The sequence below is a fragment of the Nocardioides sp. Root240 genome (assembly GCF_001428825.1).
Taxonomy (GTDB): Bacteria; Actinomycetota; Actinomycetes; order Propionibacteriales; family Nocardioidaceae; genus Nocardioides.
This window is the reverse complement of the sequence record NZ_LMIT01000014.1, coordinates 19,422-37,779: the sequence shown is the minus strand read 5'-3', so window position 1 is coordinate 37,779 and position 18,358 is coordinate 19,422. Positions and strand designations below refer to the sequence as shown.

At 72.7% G+C, this 18,358-nt stretch carries 19 protein-coding genes; 13 read left to right on the top strand and 6 right to left on the bottom strand.

Annotation, left to right across the window (positions count from 1 at the left end):
• Positions 1–324 precede the first annotated feature (324 nt).
• Both ASE20_RS20580 and ASE20_RS20575 read left to right on the top strand, forming a co-directional pair.
• Complete coding sequence (locus ASE20_RS20580; protein ID WP_056896458.1) at positions 325–933, top strand: hypothetical protein; 609 nt, start codon at positions 325–327, stop codon at positions 931–933.
• The gene (locus ASE20_RS20575; protein ID WP_056896457.1) at positions 933–1,679 is read left to right on the top strand and encodes a phosphoglyceromutase; all 747 of its coding nucleotides are present in this window, start codon (positions 933–935) and stop codon (positions 1,677–1,679) included. The genes ASE20_RS20580 and ASE20_RS20575 overlap by 1 nt, the downstream gene beginning before the upstream one ends.
• Positions 1,680–1,746: 67 nt before the next feature.
• Here the strand turns inward: ASE20_RS20575 and ASE20_RS20570 are convergent, their stop codons facing one another.
• Positions 1,747–2,313, bottom strand: coding sequence for a TetR/AcrR family transcriptional regulator (locus ASE20_RS20570; RefSeq protein ID WP_225869168.1), 567 nt, complete (start codon positions 2,311–2,313; stop codon positions 1,747–1,749).
• A gap of 104 nt (positions 2,314–2,417) precedes the next feature.
• Here ASE20_RS20570 and ASE20_RS20565 point away from each other — a divergent pair, with 104 nt between their 5' ends.
• Positions 2,418–3,863 carry an MFS transporter gene (locus ASE20_RS20565; protein ID WP_225869167.1) on the top strand — a complete coding sequence of 482 codons (1,446 nt, stop codon included), beginning with the start codon at positions 2,418–2,420 and terminating at the stop codon, positions 3,861–3,863.
• Between the two features lie 68 nt (positions 3,864–3,931).
• Here the strand turns inward: ASE20_RS20565 and phoU are convergent, their stop codons facing one another.
• The gene (gene phoU / locus ASE20_RS20560; RefSeq protein WP_056896456.1) at positions 3,932–4,585 is read right to left on the bottom strand and encodes a phosphate signaling complex protein PhoU; all 654 of its coding nucleotides are present in this window, start codon (positions 4,583–4,585) and stop codon (positions 3,932–3,934) included.
• 122 nt (positions 4,586–4,707) lie between these two features.
• Between phoU and ASE20_RS20555 the strand changes: the two genes are divergently transcribed.
• Genes ASE20_RS20555 through ASE20_RS20545 form a run of 3 tightly spaced genes read left to right on the top strand, consistent with a single transcriptional unit; the run spans position 4,708 to position 8,503 of the window.
• Positions 4,708–5,931, top strand: coding sequence for a sensor histidine kinase (locus tag ASE20_RS20555; RefSeq protein WP_082612714.1), 1,224 nt, complete (start codon positions 4,708–4,710; stop codon positions 5,929–5,931).
• Positions 5,928–6,605 (top strand): response regulator transcription factor, encoded by a 678-nt coding sequence (locus tag ASE20_RS20550; protein ID WP_056896455.1) that lies wholly within the window; start codon positions 5,928–5,930, stop codon positions 6,603–6,605. Before ASE20_RS20555 ends, ASE20_RS20550 begins: the two co-directional genes overlap by 4 nt.
• A 44-nt stretch (positions 6,606–6,649) precedes the next feature.
• Positions 6,650–8,503, top strand: coding sequence for a diguanylate cyclase domain-containing protein (locus tag ASE20_RS20545; protein WP_082612712.1), 1,854 nt, complete (start codon positions 6,650–6,652; stop codon positions 8,501–8,503).
• Positions 8,504–8,522: 19 nt separating this feature from the next.
• Here the strand turns inward: ASE20_RS20545 and ASE20_RS20540 are convergent, their stop codons facing one another.
• Positions 8,523–9,461: a DMT family transporter gene (locus ASE20_RS20540; RefSeq protein WP_056896453.1), complete on the bottom strand. Its 939-nt coding sequence runs from the start codon at positions 9,459–9,461 to the stop codon at positions 8,523–8,525.
• A 166-nt stretch (positions 9,462–9,627) separates the two neighbouring features.
• Between ASE20_RS20540 and ASE20_RS20535 the strand changes: the two genes are divergently transcribed.
• The 3 genes from ASE20_RS20535 to ASE20_RS20525 all read left to right on the top strand — a co-directional run bounded on the left by ASE20_RS20535 (position 9,628) and on the right by ASE20_RS20525 (position 12,425).
• Positions 9,628–10,047: a YciI family protein gene (locus tag ASE20_RS20535; protein ID WP_056896452.1), complete on the top strand. Its 420-nt coding sequence runs from the start codon at positions 9,628–9,630 to the stop codon at positions 10,045–10,047.
• 7 nt (positions 10,048–10,054) lie between these two features.
• Positions 10,055–11,203, top strand: a complete 1,149-nt coding sequence (locus ASE20_RS20530; RefSeq protein WP_056896451.1) for an RNA polymerase sigma factor — start codon at positions 10,055–10,057, stop codon at positions 11,201–11,203.
• A 64-nt stretch (positions 11,204–11,267) separates the two neighbouring features.
• The gene (locus ASE20_RS20525) at positions 11,268–12,425 is read left to right on the top strand and encodes a fibronectin type III domain-containing protein (RefSeq protein ID WP_056896450.1); all 1,158 of its coding nucleotides are present in this window, start codon (positions 11,268–11,270) and stop codon (positions 12,423–12,425) included.
• A 19-nt stretch (positions 12,426–12,444) separates the two neighbouring features.
• Here ASE20_RS20525 and ASE20_RS20520 read toward each other — a convergent pair whose 3' ends face one another.
• On the bottom strand, positions 12,445–12,942 hold the full coding sequence (locus ASE20_RS20520; protein WP_056896449.1) for a YbjN domain-containing protein: 498 nt from the start codon (positions 12,940–12,942) through the stop codon (positions 12,445–12,447).
• A complete protein-coding gene (gene mshA / locus ASE20_RS20515; protein WP_082612708.1) occupies positions 12,939–14,219 on the bottom strand; it encodes a D-inositol-3-phosphate glycosyltransferase in 1,281 nt (426 codons plus the stop codon). Before mshA ends, ASE20_RS20520 begins: the two co-directional genes overlap by 4 nt.
• Positions 14,220–14,317: 98 nt before the next feature.
• On the opposite strand from mshA, the gene ASE20_RS20510 reads away from it, so the two are divergent.
• On the top strand, positions 14,318–15,067 hold the full coding sequence (locus tag ASE20_RS20510; RefSeq protein ID WP_412778599.1) for an SDR family NAD(P)-dependent oxidoreductase: 750 nt from the start codon (positions 14,318–14,320) through the stop codon (positions 15,065–15,067).
• 35 nt (positions 15,068–15,102) lie between these two features.
• Here the strand turns inward: ASE20_RS20510 and ASE20_RS20505 are convergent, their stop codons facing one another.
• Complete coding sequence (locus ASE20_RS20505; RefSeq protein ID WP_056896447.1) at positions 15,103–16,206, bottom strand: nucleotidyltransferase family protein; 1,104 nt, start codon at positions 16,204–16,206, stop codon at positions 15,103–15,105.
• Between the two features lie 308 nt (positions 16,207–16,514).
• Here ASE20_RS20505 and ASE20_RS20500 point away from each other — a divergent pair, with 308 nt between their 5' ends.
• From ASE20_RS20500 to ASE20_RS25065, 3 genes are read left to right on the top strand one after another with little or no spacing between them, the layout of a single operon-like run.
• A complete protein-coding gene (locus ASE20_RS20500; protein WP_157538590.1) occupies positions 16,515–16,964 on the top strand; it encodes a lasso peptide biosynthesis B2 protein in 450 nt (149 codons plus the stop codon).
• Positions 16,965–16,999: 35 nt separating this feature from the next.
• Positions 17,000–17,929 (top strand): hypothetical protein, encoded by a 930-nt coding sequence (locus ASE20_RS25070; protein ID WP_056896445.1) that lies wholly within the window; start codon positions 17,000–17,002, stop codon positions 17,927–17,929.
• The gene (locus ASE20_RS25065) at positions 17,913–18,206 is read left to right on the top strand and encodes a PqqD family protein (RefSeq protein ID WP_056896444.1); all 294 of its coding nucleotides are present in this window, start codon (positions 17,913–17,915) and stop codon (positions 18,204–18,206) included. Before ASE20_RS25070 ends, ASE20_RS25065 begins: the two co-directional genes overlap by 17 nt.
• Positions 18,207–18,358: the final 152 nt, after the last annotated feature.

The following is an 18,358-nucleotide window of genomic DNA, read 5'->3' as shown; positions in this document are numbered from 1 at the left end:
ATCGCGATCGCCGTGATGGGTGCGAAGGTCGGGCTGAGCAAGTAGCCGTGCTGGCTGTCCACTGTGGACATCGCCGGGAGTTGCTCGAGGTGACCCGTGTTCTGGGTGCGTGCACCGCAAGGCGCCGGCGCGCAGCCGTACCGTGTCGTCCAGCAAGCGTCGGCAACGCCGCGGGGTGCGTGCCCGGGACGCGGGGCACCCGAGGAACTCCCGGCNNNTGTCCACTAGAGTGTGGCCGCTCCCGTCGGTACGCCGCGGGGCGACCGACCCGGTTCCACCGGCCCTCACCGGCCGACCACGACAGACCAGCGGAGGCCTGCCGACATGCCCCACCTGCGCCCGACCGCGATCGCCGGACTGCTGCTGGCCCTCGTGCCCGCCGCCGCGACGCTCTCGTCCTGTGGCTTCGACTACCCCACCGACCGGGTGAACACGATCGCCGGCGGCGAGAACAACCGCGAGCACTCGGTCGACGCGCTCGGCATCCGGGTGCTCGCCACCGCGAAGGGCGAGGGCCGCCTGATCGGTGCGCTCTCCAACAACAACGCCGAGCCCGCCTCGCTCGACGCCGTGTCGTCGCCCGACGGCACCGTCACCGCGTCCGACTTCAAGAAGGTCGACGTCGAGGCCCGCGGCACGGTCAACCTGGCGACGCTCGCCCCGATCGCCCTGACCGGCGACTTCACCGCAGGCGACGTGGTGACCCTCGACCTGACCTTCAGCACGGGCGAGACCGCGTCGCTCGGCGTACCGGTCGTCAAGCCGTGCTTCCAGTACACCCAGGTCCCCGCTCCGCACGGCGACACCGCCGCTGCCGACGAGGACACCGCGCACGCGGAGGAGTCCGACGCGGCCGAGGGTCACGGCGAGGAGGGTGGCGACGCCACCTACAACTGCGCCAACGAGGCCCCGGCTCCCGAGGGCGCTCACTGATGACGTTCACCCTCGTCCTGCTCCGCCACGGCGAGAGCGAGTGGAACGCCAAGAACCTCTTCACCGGCTGGGTCGACGTCGCGCTGACCGAGAAGGGGCGCGGCGAGGCCGTCCGCGGCGGCGAACTCCTCAAGGAGGCCGGCATCCTGCCGGACGTCGTGCACACCTCCCTGCAGCGCCGTGCGATCAACACCGCCGCGCTCGCGCTCGACGCCGCCGACCGCCACTGGATCCCCGTCCGCCGCTCGTGGCGCCTCAACGAGCGCCACTACGGCGCCCTGCAGGGCAAGGACAAGAAGGCGATCAAGGACGAGTACGGCGAGGAGCAGTTCATGCTTTGGCGTCGCTCCTTCGACATCCCGCCGCCGCCGCTGGACGACAGCGACGAGTACTCCCAGGCCGGCGACCCGCGCTACGCCGACCTCGGCGATGACCTGCCCCGCGCCGAGGCGCTCAAGCAGGTCATCGACCGGATGCTGCCCTACTGGGACGCCGGGATCGTGCCGGACCTCCGCGCCGGACACACGGTCCTCATCGCCGCCCACGGCAACAGCCTTCGCGGGATCGTCAAGCACCTCGACCAGATGAGCGACGCCGACATCACCGGCCTCAACATCCCGACCGGGATGCCGCTCGTCTACGAGCTCGACGAGGACACCCTGGCGCCCACCGTCCCCGGTGGCCGCTACCTCGACCCGGAGGCCGCCGCTGCTGCTGCCGCCGCGGTCGCCAACCAGGGTCGCTGAGCCCCGCTCGGATCCCACCCGTCACAAGTTTCACCGGCCGGCCGGTGAAACTCCCGTCGGCGAGCCGTCAGCCCGCCAGCACGCCGTCGGCGACGACGGCCAGCATCGACCGGGCCGCGTCCGGGGCGAGCTCGCTGTTGTCGACCACCGCGGCGACGCCGCCGACGAGGCGGCACAGCTGCATCGCGTCGACGTCCGCGCGCAGCGCGCCCTCGCTGGCGAGGGTGTCGATGACCCGCTGGTTGGCGTTGAGGTAGGTGCGGCACTTCGCGGCGAAGGGCGAGTCGTCGTCGCCGAGCGCGCTGGTGATCCGCCAGGCGGCGCCCTTGTGCCGGGTGAGGAACTCGACGTACGCCTCGAACCACGCGAGCAGGCGGTCGCGGGGCGCGCCCTCGGAGGCGAGGGACTTCTCGGCGGCGGCGTTCACGGTCTCGACCCAGGCCTGGATGGCGGCGTCGTAGAGCGCCTCCTTGGTCGGGAAGTGGCGGTAGAGCGTGCCGATGCCGACCCCGGCGGTCTTGGCGACCTCGTCCATCGAGACGGCGTCGTAGCCCTTCTCGCGGAACAGCTGACGGGCGATGTCCGCGATCCGCTCACGGTTGCGTACGGCGTCGGCGCGCAACGGGTTCACCACTTTCACTTGCTAAACGGAGGGACCCTCCGTATCGTGGAAGATCAAACGGAGTCATCCTCCGCTAAGAGTACCTCGGCCTCTCCCGCCAGAACAGGACACCACCCTTGTCTTCCTCCACGCTCACCTCACCGCCCACCCCGGCGGACTCCCGGGCGACCGCCCGGACCACCACCGCCGCGGGCATCTACATCGTGCTGCTCGCCCAGCTCATGCTGGTCCTCGACTCCGCCGTGATGAACGTCGGTCTCCCCCACATCGCCACCGACCTGCACTTCGGCGCCGCGTCGCTGTCGTGGGTCCTCAACGGCTACGCCCTCGCGTTCGGTGGGCTGCTGCTCCTCGGCGGCCGGCTCGGCGACGTGTTCGGCCGGCTCTCGGTCTTCTGGATCGGCCTCGCCGTGTTCACGCTCTTCTCGCTCCTCGGCGGCCTCGCCACCGAGCCGTGGATGCTCGTCGCCGCGCGCGCCCTCCAGGGCGTCGGTGCCGCGATCGCCGCCCCGTCCGTGCTCGCCCTGATCACCACCACCGCGGCCGACGAGGCCGCCCGCAACCGCGCCCTCGCGCTGTTCACGGCCGTCTCGTCCGGCGGCGCCGCGCTCGGCATGCTGCTCGGCGGCGTCCTCACCGACCTGCTGTCGTGGCGCTGGACCCTGTTCATCAACGTGCCGATCGGCCTGGCGGTGCTCCTCACCGTGCGCCGGTACGTCGCCGACACCCCCCGTCGCCCCGGCCGCTTCGACGTCGTGGGCGCCGTCAGCGCCACGGGCGCCGCCGTGGCCCTGGTCTGGACGCTGATCAAGGCCCCCGAGCACGGCTGGGCCTCCGCGGCCACCATCGGCGGGTTCGCCGTCGCGGCACTCCTCGCGGTCCTGCTCGTGGTCACCGAGGCGCGCCACAGCCACCCGCTGCTGCGCCTGGGCCTGCTCCGCAACCGCGCCCGGGTCGCCACGCTGGTGACCATGGCCGGCCTGTACGGCGGCATGCTGGCCACCTTCTTCCTGATGGTGCAGTACTTCGAGGAGGACCTCGCCTACGGCCCGCTGCAGACCGGGTTCGCCTTCCTGCCGATCCCGCTCAGCGTCTTCACCATGTCGCGCATCACCCCGCGCCTGGTGGCCCGGTTCCGGCAGCCCCCGATCATCGTCGCCGGCGCCACCGGCGTGCTCGGCAGCTTCGTCTTCCTCAACCAGATCGACGCCTCCACGAGCTACTGGACCGGCGTCTTCCCGGCCCTGCTGGTCATGGGCCTGAGCATGGGCGGCAGCTTCATGCCGATCACCTCGCTCGCGCTGCAGGGTGTCGAGCCCGAGCACGCCGGCGCGGCCTCCGGCCTGCTGCAGACCATGCAGCAGCTGGGCGGTGCGGTCGGCCTCGCGGTGATCGCGTCGGTCTTCGCCTCGCACAGCGTGCCGGGCGACTTCCTGGCCGGCGCCCACGCCGGCTTCGCGGCCGCTTCGATCATCGCCGCGATCGGCCTGGCGAGCGCGGCGACACTGCTGGCCCGGCGCCGGGTGCGTGTCGTCCCCGTCGCCGAGGCCGAGGCTGCCTGACCCCCACGGGAACGCACGACGGCCCGCCCCAACCGGGGGCGGGCCGTCGTCGTACGCCGGGAGTCGGCTCAGGCTGCGGGCGCCGGGTGGTGGCCGGTCACGACGAAGACGACGCGGTTGGCGACGGACACGGCGTGATCGGCGATCCGCTCGTAGTAGCGGCCCAGCAGCGCGATGTCGACCGCCGCCTCGACCCCGTGGTTCCAGTCGTCGGAGAGCAGCTCGGTGAAGCTCGTGCGCCGCAGCTGGTCCATCTCCTCGTCGTCGCGGCCCAGCGCGATGGCGGCCTCGACGTCGCGGTCGGCGATGACCTGGGTGACCCGGCTGACCATGTCCTCGGCAACCGCGGCCATCCGCTCCATCGTCGGGCGTACGTCGGTCGGGATCGCGATGTCCGGGACGCGCAGGCGGGCGACCTTGGCGACGTGGACGGACAGGTCGCCCATCCGCTCGAGCTCGGCGACCATCCGCAGCGCGGCGACGACCGTGCGGAGGTCACCGGCGACCGGCGCCTGCAGCGACAGCAGGGAGAAGGCGTTCTCCTCGACCTTCTCGCGGGCCCGGTCGATCTCGGCGTCGGCGGAGATGACCCGCTCCGCGATGGAGGAGTCGCCGGTCAGGAGGGCCTTCGTGGCGTCCTTGACGGCCACCTGGACCTGACGGCTGATCGCAGCGAGGTCGTCGAAGATGGCGTCGAGCTCGTCGGTGTAGGCATCACGCATGGTTCCGAGGGTACGGATCCGAGGTGTCGGATATGCCGTCCCCAGTGAACGAGGGGTGAACATCGCGAAGCACGGCATTCTCGATTCCGAGACTCGACCGAGCGTCACCGTACGATCTCAACGTGGACCCGACGACGCAAGCCTTCCTGGCTGCGCTCCTCGGCGCCCTCGTCGCCGGAGGCGCCATGCTCGCATGGCACCTCAGCGACCGCCAGCAGAACCTGTACCGCGCCCCCGAGGAGCCGCTGCTGCCGGACGGGGTCGCCGCGGTGCTCTCCGTGCTGCGCAGCAGCGCGGTCGTCGTCGACGAGTCCGACAAGGTCCTCAAGGCGTCCGCGCCGGCCTTCGCGATGGGCTTCGTCCGCGGCGCGACCCTGCTCTCCGACGAGCTCGGCGAGATCATCCGGCAGGTCCGCCGCGACGGGCAGATCCGTGAGACCGAGCTGATCGTGCCCCGCGCCTCCGGCAGCCCGCGCCACGTCACCGCGCGCGTGGCCCCGCTGGGCTCGCGGCTGGTGCTCGCGCTGGTCGAGGACCGCACCCGCGAGCGCCAGGTCGACGCCGTACGACGCGACTTCGTGGCCAACGTCAGCCACGAGCTGAAGACACCGGTCGGGGCGATGCGGCTGCTCGCCGAGGCCGTGCAGGACGCCTCGGACGACCCGGACGCGGTCTACCGCTTCGCGTCGCGGATGCTGACCGAGAGCGACCGCCTCTCCCGCCTGATCCAGCAGATCATCGAGCTCTCCCGCCTGCAGGGCGACGAGCCGCTCGAGTCGCCGGTCCCGGTCGCTCTCGACGAGGTGGTGGCCTCGGCCGTCGACTTCGTCAGCATGACCGCGAACGCGAAGGACATCGCCGTCATCGCGGAGGGCGAGGAGGGCCTGAAGGTCCTCGGCAGCGAGAAGCAGGTCGGCGCGGCGGTGAGTAACCTCGTCGCGAACGCGGTGGCCTACTCCGAGCCGAACTCGCGGGTCGTGGTGACCCGCAAGCACGTCGGCCACAACGTGGAGATCTCCGTGATCGACCAGGGCATCGGCATCCCCGAGGGCGAGGTCGAGCGGATCTTCGAGCGGTTCTACCGGGTGGACCCCGCCCGGCACCGCTCCACGGGCGGGACGGGCCTGGGCCTGTCCATCGTCAAGCACGTCGCAGCGACCCACGGCGGGGAGGTGCGCGTCTGGTCCGTCGAGGGCCAGGGCTCCACCTTCACGCTGACGCTGCCCCAGCACCCGCACCAGGACGAGGGCTCCCCCTTCGTCGGACTGGCCTCGCTGGCCGCGAACCCGGACCATCCGGAGCGCCGCCGGCACGACCACATGGAAGACCAGGAGGAACGCCCGTGACACGGGTACTTGTCGTCGAAGACGAAGAGAGCTACAGCGACGCCCTTGCCTACCTGCTCCGCAAGGAGGGGTTCGAGGTCGCGATCGCGGCCGACGGCAACGAGGCGCTCAAGGAGTTCGACCGCAACGGCGCGGACATCGTGCTGCTCGACCTCATGCTGCCGGGCATCCCCGGCACCGAGGTGTGCCGCACCATCCGGCAGACGTCGAACGTCCCGGTGATCATGGTGAGCGCCAAGGACGACGAGGTCGACAAGGTGGTCGGTCTCGAGCTGGGCGCCGACGACTACGTCACCAAGCCGTACTCCCCCCGCGAGCTGGTCGCGCGCATCCGCGCCGTCCTGCGCCGCGGCCTGGGCGACGAGCTGCTCCCCGACACCCTCGAGGCCGGGCCGGTGCGGATGGACGTCGAGCGCCACGTGGTGACGGTCGACGGCGTCGAGCAGCGCCTGCCGCTCAAGGAGTTCGAGCTGCTGGAGATGTTCCTGCGCAACCCGGGGCGCGTGCTCACGCGCGGCCAGCTGATCGACCGGGTCTGGGGCTCCGACTACGTCGGCGACACCAAGACCCTCGACGTCCACGTCAAGCGCCTGCGCGCCAAGCTGGAGCCCGAGCCGAGCGAGCCGAAGTACCTCGTCACGGTCCGCGGCCTCGGCTACAAGCTGGAGGTCTGAGCCCGCGACCTCAGGACGACGGCGCGCCTGCCGATCCTGGTGGCATGAGGTCCCCCACCCCTGCGTCGAGGCATGCCGTCGTGCGTCTCGTCGTGTGGGTGGCGGCCTTCGTCGCCGCCGGGTACGTCGGGCGCGCGACGATCATCGACGGCACGGCGCTCAGCCTGGTCTGGCCGGCCGCCGGGGTGGCCGCCCTGTGGCTGGCGACCGGCGGGCGTCGTACCCGCGCCGGTGACGTGGCCGCGCTGGCGTGCGCGGCCTTCGTCGTGAACGCGACGACGGGCGCCTCACCCTCGTTGGCGCTGGTGTTCGTGGCGGCGAACCTGCTGCAGGTCGGGCTCTTCCTGACCTTCGCGCACCGCTGGCTCCCCGAGGTCTGGGCCTTCGGCGGCGCTCGGCCGTTGGCCACCCTCGAGCAGCTCGGGCGGCTCGTCGCGGCCGCCCTCCTCGGCTGCGCTGCGGCAGCGCTCCTCGGCTCGCTCGGGCTGCACCTGGTCACCGGGAGCGGCACCCTGCTGACCCTGCTGGCGTGGTGGGGGCGCAACACCGCCGGGCTGGTCGCGGTGGCCCTCGTCGGACTGCTCGCGGGTCCGTCGCTCTCCGCGGCCGCGCGCTCCGGGGGCGCCCGCGCGGTGCTGCGGGTGGCGGCACGCGGGCTGCGACCGCAGGATGCGGGCCGCGTCGTCGAGGCGCTGCTGCTGACCGCGACGACCTTCGGGGTCTACGTCGCGGTCTTCACGTCGGGCGTCGGGCCGGCCCTGGCGTTCCTGGTGCTGGTGCCGACGTTCTGGGCCGGGATCCGCTTCGCGCCGCTGGCGGTGATCCTGCACAGCCTCGCGTGCGCGACGACCGCGATCTGGCTGACCCTGCTCGGGGAGGGACCCTTCCTCGCCTTCCACGACGTCACCGCGCGAGCCCTCGTCGCCCAGCTCTGCGTGCTCATGACCCTGGTCGCCGGGCTGTCGCTCGCGTTCAGCCATGCCCAGGTGCGGGCCGTGGTGGCGGAGCTGACCGAGGCCCGCGACCATCTCGAGCGCCTGTTCGCGGCGGCACCGCAGGGCATCGCCGTGCTCAGCCGTGACGGCCTGCTGATCAGCCTCAACCCCGCCCTGTGCGACCTGCTCGGCCGCTCGGAGCAGGACCTCGTCGGGCGTGCCGTGGCGTCGTTCTCGGCGGACGAGCGGGACCACTCCCTGGCCGACCACCTGGCCCGCGCGGCCGACGACCCGGCCGCCGCCGCGGAGACCACGTGGCACCTGCGGGACGGGCAGGGCCTGGTCCGCACGGTCAGCCTGACCAGCACCCGGTTGCGCTCGGGCGGCGGCGACAGCGACGAGGTGCTGCTGGTCAACGTCGTCGACGTGACCGAGCGCGAGCACCTCCAGGAGCAGCTCTCCCACCTGGCCCACCACGACCCGCTCACCGGGCTGCCGAACCGGCGCTGGTTCGAGCAGGAGCTGGAGCGCCAGCTCGCCGCCGCGCGCCGCGAGGACCGCGCCGGAGCGCTGCTGCTGCTCGACCTCGACCACTTCAAGGAGGTCAACGACACCCTCGGCCACGCCGCCGGGGACGACCTGCTGGTGGCCCTGGGCCGGGTGCTGGAGCGCCGCGCCCGTCGTACCGACGCGGTGGCGCGGCTCGGCGGCGACGAGTTCGCCGTGCTGCTGCCCGGCACCGAGATCGCGGGCGCCGAGGAGGTCGCCCGGTCGATCGCCGCCGCGGTGCGCGAGCACACCCGCACCCTCGGCGGGGTCCACGAGCGGGTCACGGTGAGCATCGGCGGCGTCCCCCTCGACGGGGACGACCCGGACGCGCTGCTGCGCGCCGCCGACCGGGCGTTGTACGCCGCCAAGCGGGCCGGCCGCGACCAGCACGTCGTGGCGACGGCGGTGGCCTGAACCCGGACCCTGCGCCGGGTCAGGGCGTGGGCTCGGGCTCCGCCTCGATCTCGAGCAGCACGTCGGCCGCGGGCTCCGTGCTGGCCGCGACCGTGGCGTCGGCCTCCGCGGCCCGGCCGCCGGCGGCGACCACGCAGCCGACGAGGATCAGCGGGAAGCCGACGAGCATGCCGGTGGTGACCCTCTCGTCGAGGAAGACGACGCCGAGCACGATCGCGACGGCCGGGTTGACGTAGGTGATGATCGTCGACCGGGTCGGCCCGGCCTCCTTGATCAGGTCGAGGAAGACGATGAACGCCAGCGCGGTGCAGACCAGCCCGAGCACCGCGATGCTCCCCCACGCCTTCGCCGGCAGGTCGGTCGGCGGGTCGGCGATCGCGAACGGGAGGTAGACCAGCGTGGTCAGGCTCAGCGCGCACGCCATCACGCCGAGCCCGGACACGTCGGAGAACGAGCGTGCGAGCACGAGCGGTCCCGCGGCGTAGCAGACCGCGACGCCCAGCATCTCGAGGACCGCGAGCAGGTCGACGTGGTCGAGGTCGAGTCCGACCAGGCACGCGACACCCGCGAAGCCCAGGACCAGGCCGGCCGCCTGCGAGGTGCTGAAGCGCTCGGCGTGGGCGGTCACCAGGAAGGCCAGCGCGCCGAACAGCGGGACGGCAGCCACCAGCAGACCGGCCAGGGACGAGGAGATCCGCTGCTCGGCGTGCCCGAGCAGCACCCACGGCACCATGATCTCGATGAACGCGAAGAGCGCGAGCGGACGCCAGCGGGCGAGCACCGGGGCCACCTCCCGGCGGGCCAGGGCGACCGGCAGCAGCACGAGCGAGGCGAGCGCCGTGCGCAGGAAGACCAGGCCGGCCGGCGACACGTGCTCGACCGCGATGCGGATGAACAGGTAGGGAAGGCCCCAGATCAGACACATCGCCAGGAACAGCGACCAGCCGCGCTTCGTCACCCGGACAATCTAGGGACGACCACCGACACCCGTCGCGCGAGTTTCGGACATCCCTCTCCGAGATCCGGCCAGAAAATTCTTCGGCCGGGGATGTCGAGGGACGTCGAACGGCTCCGTCCCAGGGGTGAAGGCGGCAGGATGGCCGTCTCGGACCAAGGAGATCGTCATGGCGAAGTACCTTCTGCTCAAGCACTACCGGCGCACCGTCGGACCCGAGCCCGTCCCGGGCTGCGACGCCCCGATGGACCAGTGGGCGCCGGAGGAGATCACCGCGCACATCCAGTTCATGCGGGACTGGGCCGACGACATGGCGGCGCGCGGCGAGTACGTCGACGGCCAGGCCCTCGAGCCGCGCGGCACCTTCGTCCGGTACGACGGCGAGGGCCGCCCGCCCGTCACCGACGGCCCGTTCCCGGAGACCAAGGAGCTGATCGCCGGCTGGATGGTCATCGACGTCGACTCCGACGAGCGCGCCTATGAGGCCGCCGCGTCGCTCTCGGCCGCGCCCGGGCAGGGCGGCCGGCCGATCCACGAGTGGATCGAGGTGCGGCCCTTCTACGGCGAGCCGCCCGTGGTCACGGAATGACCGCGGGGTGACCCTCGAGCTGGCCGACCTGCTCCGGGAGCTCGGGCCGCAGGTGCTCGGTGTCCTCGTCCGTCGCGGCAACGACTTCGCGGCGGCCGAGGACGCCGTGCAGGAGGCCCTCGTCGAGGCGGTACGCCGCTGGCCCGAGGGCCGCCCGGACGACCCGAAGGCCTGGCTGGTCACGGTGGCCGGCCGCAAGCTGATCGACGAGCAGCGCTCCGCGATCGCACGGGCTCGACGCGAGGAGCGGGTGGAGCGGGAGCCCGCCCCCGGACCCACCGAGCAGGCCGACGACACGCTGCTGCTGCTCAGCCGCTGCTGCCACCCCGCGCTCAGCGCGGCCTCCGCCGTCGCGCTCACCCTGCGTGCGGTCGGCGGGCTGTCGACCGCGCAGATCGCGCAGGCCTTCCTCGTGCCCGAGGCGACGATGGCACAGCGCATCTCGAGGGCGAAGCGGACGGTGTCGGGCCAGCGCTTCGACCAGCCGGGCGACGTGACCGCGGTGCTGCGGGTGCTCTACCTGGTCTTCAACGAGGGCTTCACGGGGTCCGTCGACCTCGCGGACGAGGCGATCCGGCTGACCCGGCAGCTGTCGGCGGCCACCGACGACCCGGAGGTCGAGGGCCTGCTCGCGCTGATGCTTCTCCACCACGCGCGGCGCTCGGCCCGTCGTACCTCGTCGGGAGGGGTGGTACCGCTCGCCGAGCAGGACCGGACGCGGTGGGACACGGCGATGATCGCCGAGGGCGTCGACGTCCTGCAGGCGGCACTGGCGCGGGACCGCCTCGGCGAGTACCAGGTCCAGGCCGCCATCGCGGCCCTCCACGACGACGCCGCCACGGCCGAGGAGACCGACTGGGTGCAGGTCGTGGAGTGGTACGACGAGCTGCTCCGCATCGCACCCGGCCCGCCCGTGCTGCTCAACCGGGCGGTCGCGGTCGGCGCGGCGGACGGCCCGCTGGCCGGGCTGCGCGCACTCGAGTCCGTCGCTCCCGACGTGCCGCGCAGGGATGCCGCCGCCGCCTGGCTGCACGAGCGGGCGGGCGCCCGGGAGGAGGCGGCCCGGCTCTACGCCGTCGCCGCGCAGAAGGCCACGAACGCCGCCGAGCGCGACCACCTGACCCGTCAGGCGGCGCGGCTGCGCTCGACCTCCTGAACGGCGGGTCCCGAATCTCGCGGATTCGGCGGCGCGCGAGCCCGGCTTGGGTGACAGTGGTCCCATGCGCACTCGTGCCGGTCTGATCTCGTTGGCGCTCCTGGGCTCGTCCCTGGCCGCTGTTGCCGGAGCCACGGTCGTGGCCTCCCCCGCGTCCGCGCTCGCCGAGCGCTGGTGCGTGGACGTCCCGGCGCCCTGCGTCGAGTCCCTCACGGTCAACGGCACCCCAGTGTTCTCAGGGGCGACCGTCGAGGCCGCGCCGACATCCGAATCCGGCCGGCAGGAACTGCACCCCGCGGTCGACGTGAGCGCGTTGGCCGCGACCGACGTCATTGTTCTCAAGGTGCGCACGCCGCTGTCCTTCAACCCTGAGCGCGCGACCGGCCGTTACGGCCTCATCGACGTCGACCGCGGCACCGGGACGAGCAGCAACTGGTTCCAGGTCGCCGGCACCCCCGTGCTGTGGGCGAACGGCTGTGTCGCCGGGGTCGACTGGCCCTGGTTCTGCCCCGAAACGGCCGACTCGAACGACATGGTCTTCGACATCGACCTCGCCGACCTCGACGATCCGGACGAGTCCTCGATCGGCCAGTACGCCGGTACCAACGCCACCTACAACGGCATCTTCTTCGAGGAGCAGGCGGACGGCTCCCATGCGCTGACCACCGAGGTGGTGGCGCCGCACTTCTACTTCGGGACGACCACGCCGGTCGTGGGATCGGTACGGTTCCGCGTGTCGCACCGCCAGATGCGCCTCGACATGGGCATCCCCAACCCGGAAACGCTGGTGCCGGGCAGCCTCAGCGGCACCATCAACGGAGGCACGGGCGGCGGCTCGTTCACCACGTGGCAGGACCCGGACGGCGCTGGCTTCTTCATCGAGGCCTCCGGCTTCACCTTCTCGCTCAAGAAGCTGAAGGTGCGGGCCGCTCGCATCACCCCGACCCGTCCGACCATCACCCGGACCAAGCGCCTGACGGCGCGGGCCGCGGTGCTCACGCACACGGCGTCGAAGGCGCGCGGCGCCAGGGTGACGTCGTACGCCGCGGTCTGCCGCAACCGCGCCGGCCACGTCGTCCGCGGCACCGGACTGGCCACCCGTGCGACGGTCGTGGTGACCGGACTGCGCCGGGGGAAGGCCTACACCTGCCAGGTGGTCGCCAACTCGAAGGCCGGGCGGAGCCTGTGGAGCCCCAAGGTCGGGGTCCGCGCGCGGCCCTGACCCGGCGGGGCAGAACCGGTCAGTCCGAGGACTCCAGCCAGCCCCGGAACGCCTCCAGGTTGGCGGTCGACTCACCGCGGTCGATCCGCCACGCCCACTCCTTGCGGATGGACGTCTCGAAGCCGAGCTCGAGGATGGTGTTGAACGACTCGTCGGCGTAGGTCAGCACGGAGCCGAGCAGGCGGTCGAGGTCGTCGGGGGTGACCGAGGACATCGGCAGCCGGGCGTCGAGGTAGATGTCGCCGTGGCGGTCGATGCCGAAGGAGACGCCGTACATCTTCATGTTGCGCTCGAGGAGCCAGCGGTAGACCCGCTCGAACTCCTCGTCGGGGCGCCGGCACACGAACGCGTGGACCCCGAGCGCGTGCGGGCCGACGTCGAGGCGCACGGGCGTCTGCAGCTTGCGCTCACCGGGCAGCGAGAAGCTGAAGGTGCCCTCGGCCGTCTCCTCGAACTCGATGTCGTTGGCCGTCAGGTGGTCACGCACGGCCTCGATCGGGTCGGTCGGGTGGCTCATCGCAGGGCTCCTGCCTCCTCGCGCATCAGGGAGTGGGCGCGTCCGTAGACGGCCAGGGTCTGGGCGGCGGTCGCCTCCCACGAGAACTGCTCGGCCTGGACGAGCGCGCCCGCAGCCAGTCGGTCACGGTACGCCGGGTCGACGGCGACGCGCTCCAGGGCCCGGGCCCAGTCGGCCGGGTCGTGGCTGTCGACGAGCAGGCCGCTGTGGCCGTCGCGGACCACGGTGGTCAGGCCACCGACGGCGGCGGCGATGACGGGGGCGCCGCTGGCCTGGGCCTCGGCGGCGACCAGCCCGAACGACTCGTTGTAGGAGGGCACGGCGACCAGCGACGCGGCGGCGTACCAGCCGGCGAGTTCGTGCTGGGGCACCGGCGGCACGAAGCGGACGACGTCATCGATGCGCAGGTCGGCCGCGAGGTTGGCGAGCGCCGCAGGACGCTCGAGGCCCGAGCCGGACGGCCCACCCACCACGGGTACGACGAGCCGCGGCCGCAGCTCCGGACGCCGCACCAGCAGCTCGGCGACCGCGCGGAGCAGGACGTCGGGGGCCTTCAGCGGCTGGATCCGGCCCGCGAACAGCAGGACCAGGGCGTCCTCGGCCAGGTCGCGTTCGTGGCGCGCCTGCAGCCGCTGCGCAGCGGTCAGCGGGCGGAACACCGCGGTGTCGACGCCGGGGTGGACCACCTCGACACGGGCCGGCTCGGCGTCGTACAGGTTGATGAGCTGCTTGGCCTCGAGGTCGGTGTTGGCGATCAGCACGTCGGCGGCCTCGACGACCTGCTCCTCGCCGATCACGCGCGCGGCGGGCTCGGGGGTGTCGCCGGCGGCGAGCGCCTCGTTCTTGACCTTGGCCATGGTGTGCATGGAGTGCACGAGCGGCACGCCCCAGCGGTCCCGGGCGAGCGCGCCCACCTGGCCGGAGAGCCAGTAGTGGGAGTGGACGACGTCGAAGTGGCCGGCCGGGTGCGCAGCCTCCGCACGCAGCACCTCGCGCGCGAAGACGCAGAGCTGACCGGGCAGCTGGTCCTTGCTCAGGCCCTCGAACGGCCCGGCGTGGACGTGGTGGACGGTGACGCCGTCGCACATCTCGACGAGCTGCTCCTGCGTGGAGCTGGTGGCCCGGGTGAAGATGTCGACCGCGATGCCGCTGGCTGCGAGCCGGCGGGCGACCTCGACGACGTAGACGTTCATCCCGCCCGCGTCGCCCGTGCCGGGCTGGTCGAGGGGCGAGGTGTGCAGGCTGACCATGGCGACCCGTTCGATCGACTCGGCCATGCCACCTCCCCGTTCTGCGACGTTCTCCGGCGTTCTCCGGACGGACTCCGGCGACAGCCCAACCCTCCCAGTGTGCCCGGCATTCCCGATCGGCAAGGATGGGGGCCATGAGTGCTCGGATCGCGGTCGTCACAGGTGCTTCGAGCGGGATCGGCGCGGCCACCGCCCGCCACCTCGCGCGCGAGGGCTTCACGGTGGTCTGCGCCGCACGGCGCGCCGACCGGGTCGAGGCCCTCGCGGCCGAGATCGGCGGGCGCGCGGTCGCCTGCGACGTCACCGACGCCGCGCAGGTCGCGGCGCTCGCCGAGGCGGTCGGGCCACGGCTCGACGTGCTGGTCAACAACGCCGGCGGCGCGTTCGGGTTCTCCCCCGTCGCCGAGGCGGACGCCGACGAGTGGCGGCGGATGTACGACGTCAACGTGCTCGGCGTGCTGCTGGTGACCCAGGCGCTGCTGCCCGCGCTGGTCGCAAGCGGCGCGGGCGTGATCGTCAACGTCGGGTCGACGGCCGGCCGGCTCGTCTACGAGGGCGGGGCCGGCTACACCGCCGCCAAGCACGGCACCAGGGCCGTCACCCAGACCCTGCGCCTGGAGCTGTTCGACCAGCCGGTGCGGGTCTGCGAGGTGGCGCCCGGGATGGTGCAGACCGACGAGTTCTCGCTGGTCCGCTTCGGGGGCGACCAGGCACGCGCGGACGCGGTCTACGCCGGCGTACCCGACCCGCTGGTGGCCGACGACGTGGCCGACGCGATCACCTGGGTCGCGACCCGGCCGCCCCACGTCAACATCGACGAGCTGGTGATCAAGCCCCGGGCCCAGGCGGCCCAGCACAAGGTCCACCGGGTCTGAGCCTGCATTCACGCTGAGCTTGCGCGACTCCCGGGTCAGCGACGGGTGAAGCGGCGGGCGCGGCGCCCCAGCGCGGTCGGGACACCGGTCCAGGCACTCGTCGCCGTGACCTGCAGCGCGGCGTGCGCAGGCAGCACCAGGCCGACCGCGACGTGGCCGAGGTCGCGCGGCCGGCGGGCGGAGGCGAGCCCGTAGCGGAAGTCCTGGAGCGGTCCGGCGCCGTTCCAGGTGCTCGTCGGCCGGAGGTGCTGCTCGCGGGCACCGACCAGCGCGGCGGCGGGCACGGTGTCGAGCGCGGCGTGCAGGGAGGCGGGTACGCCGGCGGGCAGGCCCACGGTCGCCCGGGCCACGGCGAGCGAGGTCAGGGCCGGCGTACCGAGCTCCTGGTCGTGCACCGACGGGTCGCGGGCCAGCCGGCGCAGGTCGACGAGGGTGCGCAGCCAGATCCAGCCCTCGCGGTGCGCGGCGAGGTGGTGGAAGGCGTCGGCCGGGCACAGGGTCGGGATCCGCACGCCGCCGACCGGCACCTCCACGCTGCGGGCCATCAGGTCCTCGGTGGGCGGCTGGGCGCCCGGGATGGTGTCGAGGCGCCAGTGCAGGTCGACGTCCGCGCCGGAGCCGAGGTAGGTCAGCGTGCGGCCCCAGCGCACGACGTACCCCCACGCCCACATCTCGGGCTCGATCCGGCCGGCCTCGTGGAGCTGCCAGCCGGCGGCACGCAGCACGCGGTGGGTCGCGGCGGTGTCGCCGGGACGGACGAGGACGTCGACGTCGCCGGCGCCACGCGCGTCGGGCGTGCCGGTGGTGAGGACGGCGAGCGGGATGCCCTTGAACACGAGGGCGTCGATGCCGGCGTCGGTGAGGAGCTGCCAGGCACGCACCGTCTCGAGGGCGTGCAGCAGCTGGCGCTGGCGCGAGGCCTCGCGCATGGCGTCGAGGACGGTCACGACCTCAGGCGTCAGCCCCAGCGCGTCGGCCTGGCCGCGGAGCAGCTCCGGCACCCGGTGCCGGCCGACGGCGGCGAGCAGGTCGCGGGCCGCGACGTCGCCCATCGGGACCGGGTCGCCCGCGACGCCCTCCTCGGCGTCGAGCGCCCTGCGGACCATCCGGCAGAGCAGGTCGAACGCCGCGGAGGTCACCGGAAAAGGATGGCACGCGGGCCGCTCACGCCGCGGGGGAACCAGCTGATCCGCTGGTCGCCGGAATCCTTGGGTAAAAACTTTCGGGCGGATCCGCCAACACCCATATCCCGGGCCCGATTGGAGCGTTCACTTGTCAGTACGACCTTCTCGGGACGTCATCTGAGTGAAACAGCGCCACCGAGACTCCCTGAGGAGCCGCACATGAAGCAGACCTACACCCCGCCCGTGCTCGAGGCTCTGAGCCTGCGTGCCACGCAGGACATCGGCGTCGGCCTCGACCTCGACATCATCATCGGCATCGGCAGCTGAGCGGTTCCGCTCGACTGGCCGTCGCGGCGGCTTGGCTGCTGCTGGGGATCACCCGGCTGCTGATGCTCGTCCTGCCCTTCAAGGTGGTCCGCCACCTGCTGGGCGAGCACCGATCTCCGCGTGCAACGGGACCGGACACCAGTCCGGTCCCGTTGCTGCTCCGCGGGAAGGACCTCGATCGGGCCCGCAAGATCGGCTGGACGGTCCAGACAGCAGCGCGCCGGACACCGTGGCGCTCGGAGTGCTTTCCCCAGGCGCTGACCGCCCGGCTGCTGCTCCGTGCGGCTCGCGTGCCGCACGTCGTCACCTTCGGACTGCGCCGCGACGACGCGGGCACCCTGAAGGCCCACGTCTGGGTCGCCGCCGACCAGGTCGCCGTCACCGGCGGCTCCGGCAGCACCTGGACCGGTGTCGGCAGCTTCGCCTGGGCACCCCGCTCCCGCTGAACTCCTCCTTCCCCTGACTCACTCGGACGGTCACCATGTACACCGGCTACGGACTCCGCGTCGACAGCGAGCTGCCGCTGCCCGACCTCGGTGCCGAGCTCTCCGGCCCGGCCGCCGCCGGTCCGGCCGACGTGGTGATCCGCTGCGGGACCGTCGCCGCGCCCGGACCCGGCGCCGCCGTACTGCCGCTCGGGATGTGGGCGGACGGCGACCGGATCGGCGTCGACGTACCGGACGTCGGGCGCTACTGCGCCGAGGGCGGCCACCGGATCACCGTCGACCCGCTTCCCGGCGTCGCGCCCGACGTGGTCCGCCTCTTCCTCCTCGGCACCGCCTTCGGCGCGCTGATGATCCAGCGCGGGCACCTGGTGCTGCACGGCAACGCCTTCCGCGTCGGCGACGCGTGCGCCGTCGTCCTGGGCCACTCCGGTGCCGGCAAGTCGACCCTGGCCGCCGAGATGCACCGCCGCGGGCACGACGTGCTCAGCGACGACGTCGTACCGATCGACGACGCGGGTCGCGCCCTGCCCGGCTGGCCGCGGCTCAAGCTCTGGCAGGACGCCCTCGACCGGATCGGGCTCCATGACCACGACCTGCGCCCGGTCCGCGACGAGTACGACAAGTACCACCTGCCCCTCGACGACCGCCCGCCGCTGCCGCCCCTGCCGGTGCGCTGGCTGTACGTCCTCGATCGCCACGACGGGCCGCTGCAGCTCACGCCGATCGACGGCGCGGCCGTGTTCACCACGCTCCACGAGCACAGCTACCGCAACGAGCTCCTCGTCGGGGAGCACCGCCGTACCCACCTGGCGCGCAGCGCCGCCCTCGCCGCCACGACCTGGCTCAGCCGGGTCGACCGGCCACGCGGGATCGACTCGGTCGTCGCCTCGGCCGACGCGATCCTCGACGACATCCGACTCGGGCCCACCACCTCACGGGAGACTCACCATGCGGCAACGACCTGACCAGCGCTCCGCCCAGTTCTGGGTCCGCGACGCCGCCCTCCAGGCCGTCGAGATGGACGGCGAGTTCGTGATGTTGGGCCTCGAGCAGGGCGAGTACTACGCCGTCAAGGGCGTCGCCGCCACCCTCTGGCGCCACCTCGACGTCCCGCGCGACCTGGCCGGCCTGTGCGAGCTCGTCGCCGAGGAGTACGACGTCACGCCCGACGCCTGCCGCGACGACGTCGCCGCGTTCGTGGAGCAGCTCGCCGGCAAGGGCATGGTCCGCGCGACCCCCTGACCCACGAACCGTGCCAAATGGCACCACGAACCGTGGNNNACGAACCGTGCGCAAGGGCACCACGAACCGTGCGCAAGGGCACCACGAACCGTGCGCAAGGGCTGCGCGAGGTGTGGTTTGCGGCAACCACTAGCCACGGTTCGTGGTGCCAG

Bases quoted from the DNA above. Each gene is read 5' to 3' on its own strand.
- ASE20_RS25070 (WP_056896445.1), top strand. From the start codon at position 17,000: ATGTACACCGGCTACGGACTCCGCGTCGACAGCGAGCTGCCGCTGCCC.
- ASE20_RS20525 (WP_056896450.1), top strand. From the start codon at position 11,268: ATGCGCACTCGTGCCGGTCTGATCTCGTTGGCGCTCCTGGGCTCGTCC.
- mshA (WP_082612708.1), bottom strand. From the start codon at position 14,219: ATGGCCGAGTCGATCGAACGGGTCGCCATGGTCAGCCTGCACACCTCG.
- ASE20_RS20580 (WP_056896458.1), top strand. From the start codon at position 325: ATGCCCCACCTGCGCCCGACCGCGATCGCCGGACTGCTGCTGGCCCTC.
- ASE20_RS20575 (WP_056896457.1), top strand. From the start codon at position 933: ATGACGTTCACCCTCGTCCTGCTCCGCCACGGCGAGAGCGAGTGGAAC.
- ASE20_RS20520 (WP_056896449.1), bottom strand. From the start codon at position 12,942: ATGAGCCACCCGACCGACCCGATCGAGGCCGTGCGTGACCACCTGACG.
- ASE20_RS20545 (WP_082612712.1), top strand. From the start codon at position 6,650: ATGAGGTCCCCCACCCCTGCGTCGAGGCATGCCGTCGTGCGTCTCGTC.
- ASE20_RS25065 (WP_056896444.1), top strand. From the start codon at position 17,913: ATGCGGCAACGACCTGACCAGCGCTCCGCCCAGTTCTGGGTCCGCGAC.
- ASE20_RS20510 (WP_412778599.1), top strand. From the start codon at position 14,318: ATGGGGGCCATGAGTGCTCGGATCGCGGTCGTCACAGGTGCTTCGAGC.
- phoU (WP_056896456.1), bottom strand. From the start codon at position 4,585: ATGCGTGATGCCTACACCGACGAGCTCGACGCCATCTTCGACGACCTC.
- ASE20_RS20535 (WP_056896452.1), top strand. From the start codon at position 9,628: ATGGCGAAGTACCTTCTGCTCAAGCACTACCGGCGCACCGTCGGACCC.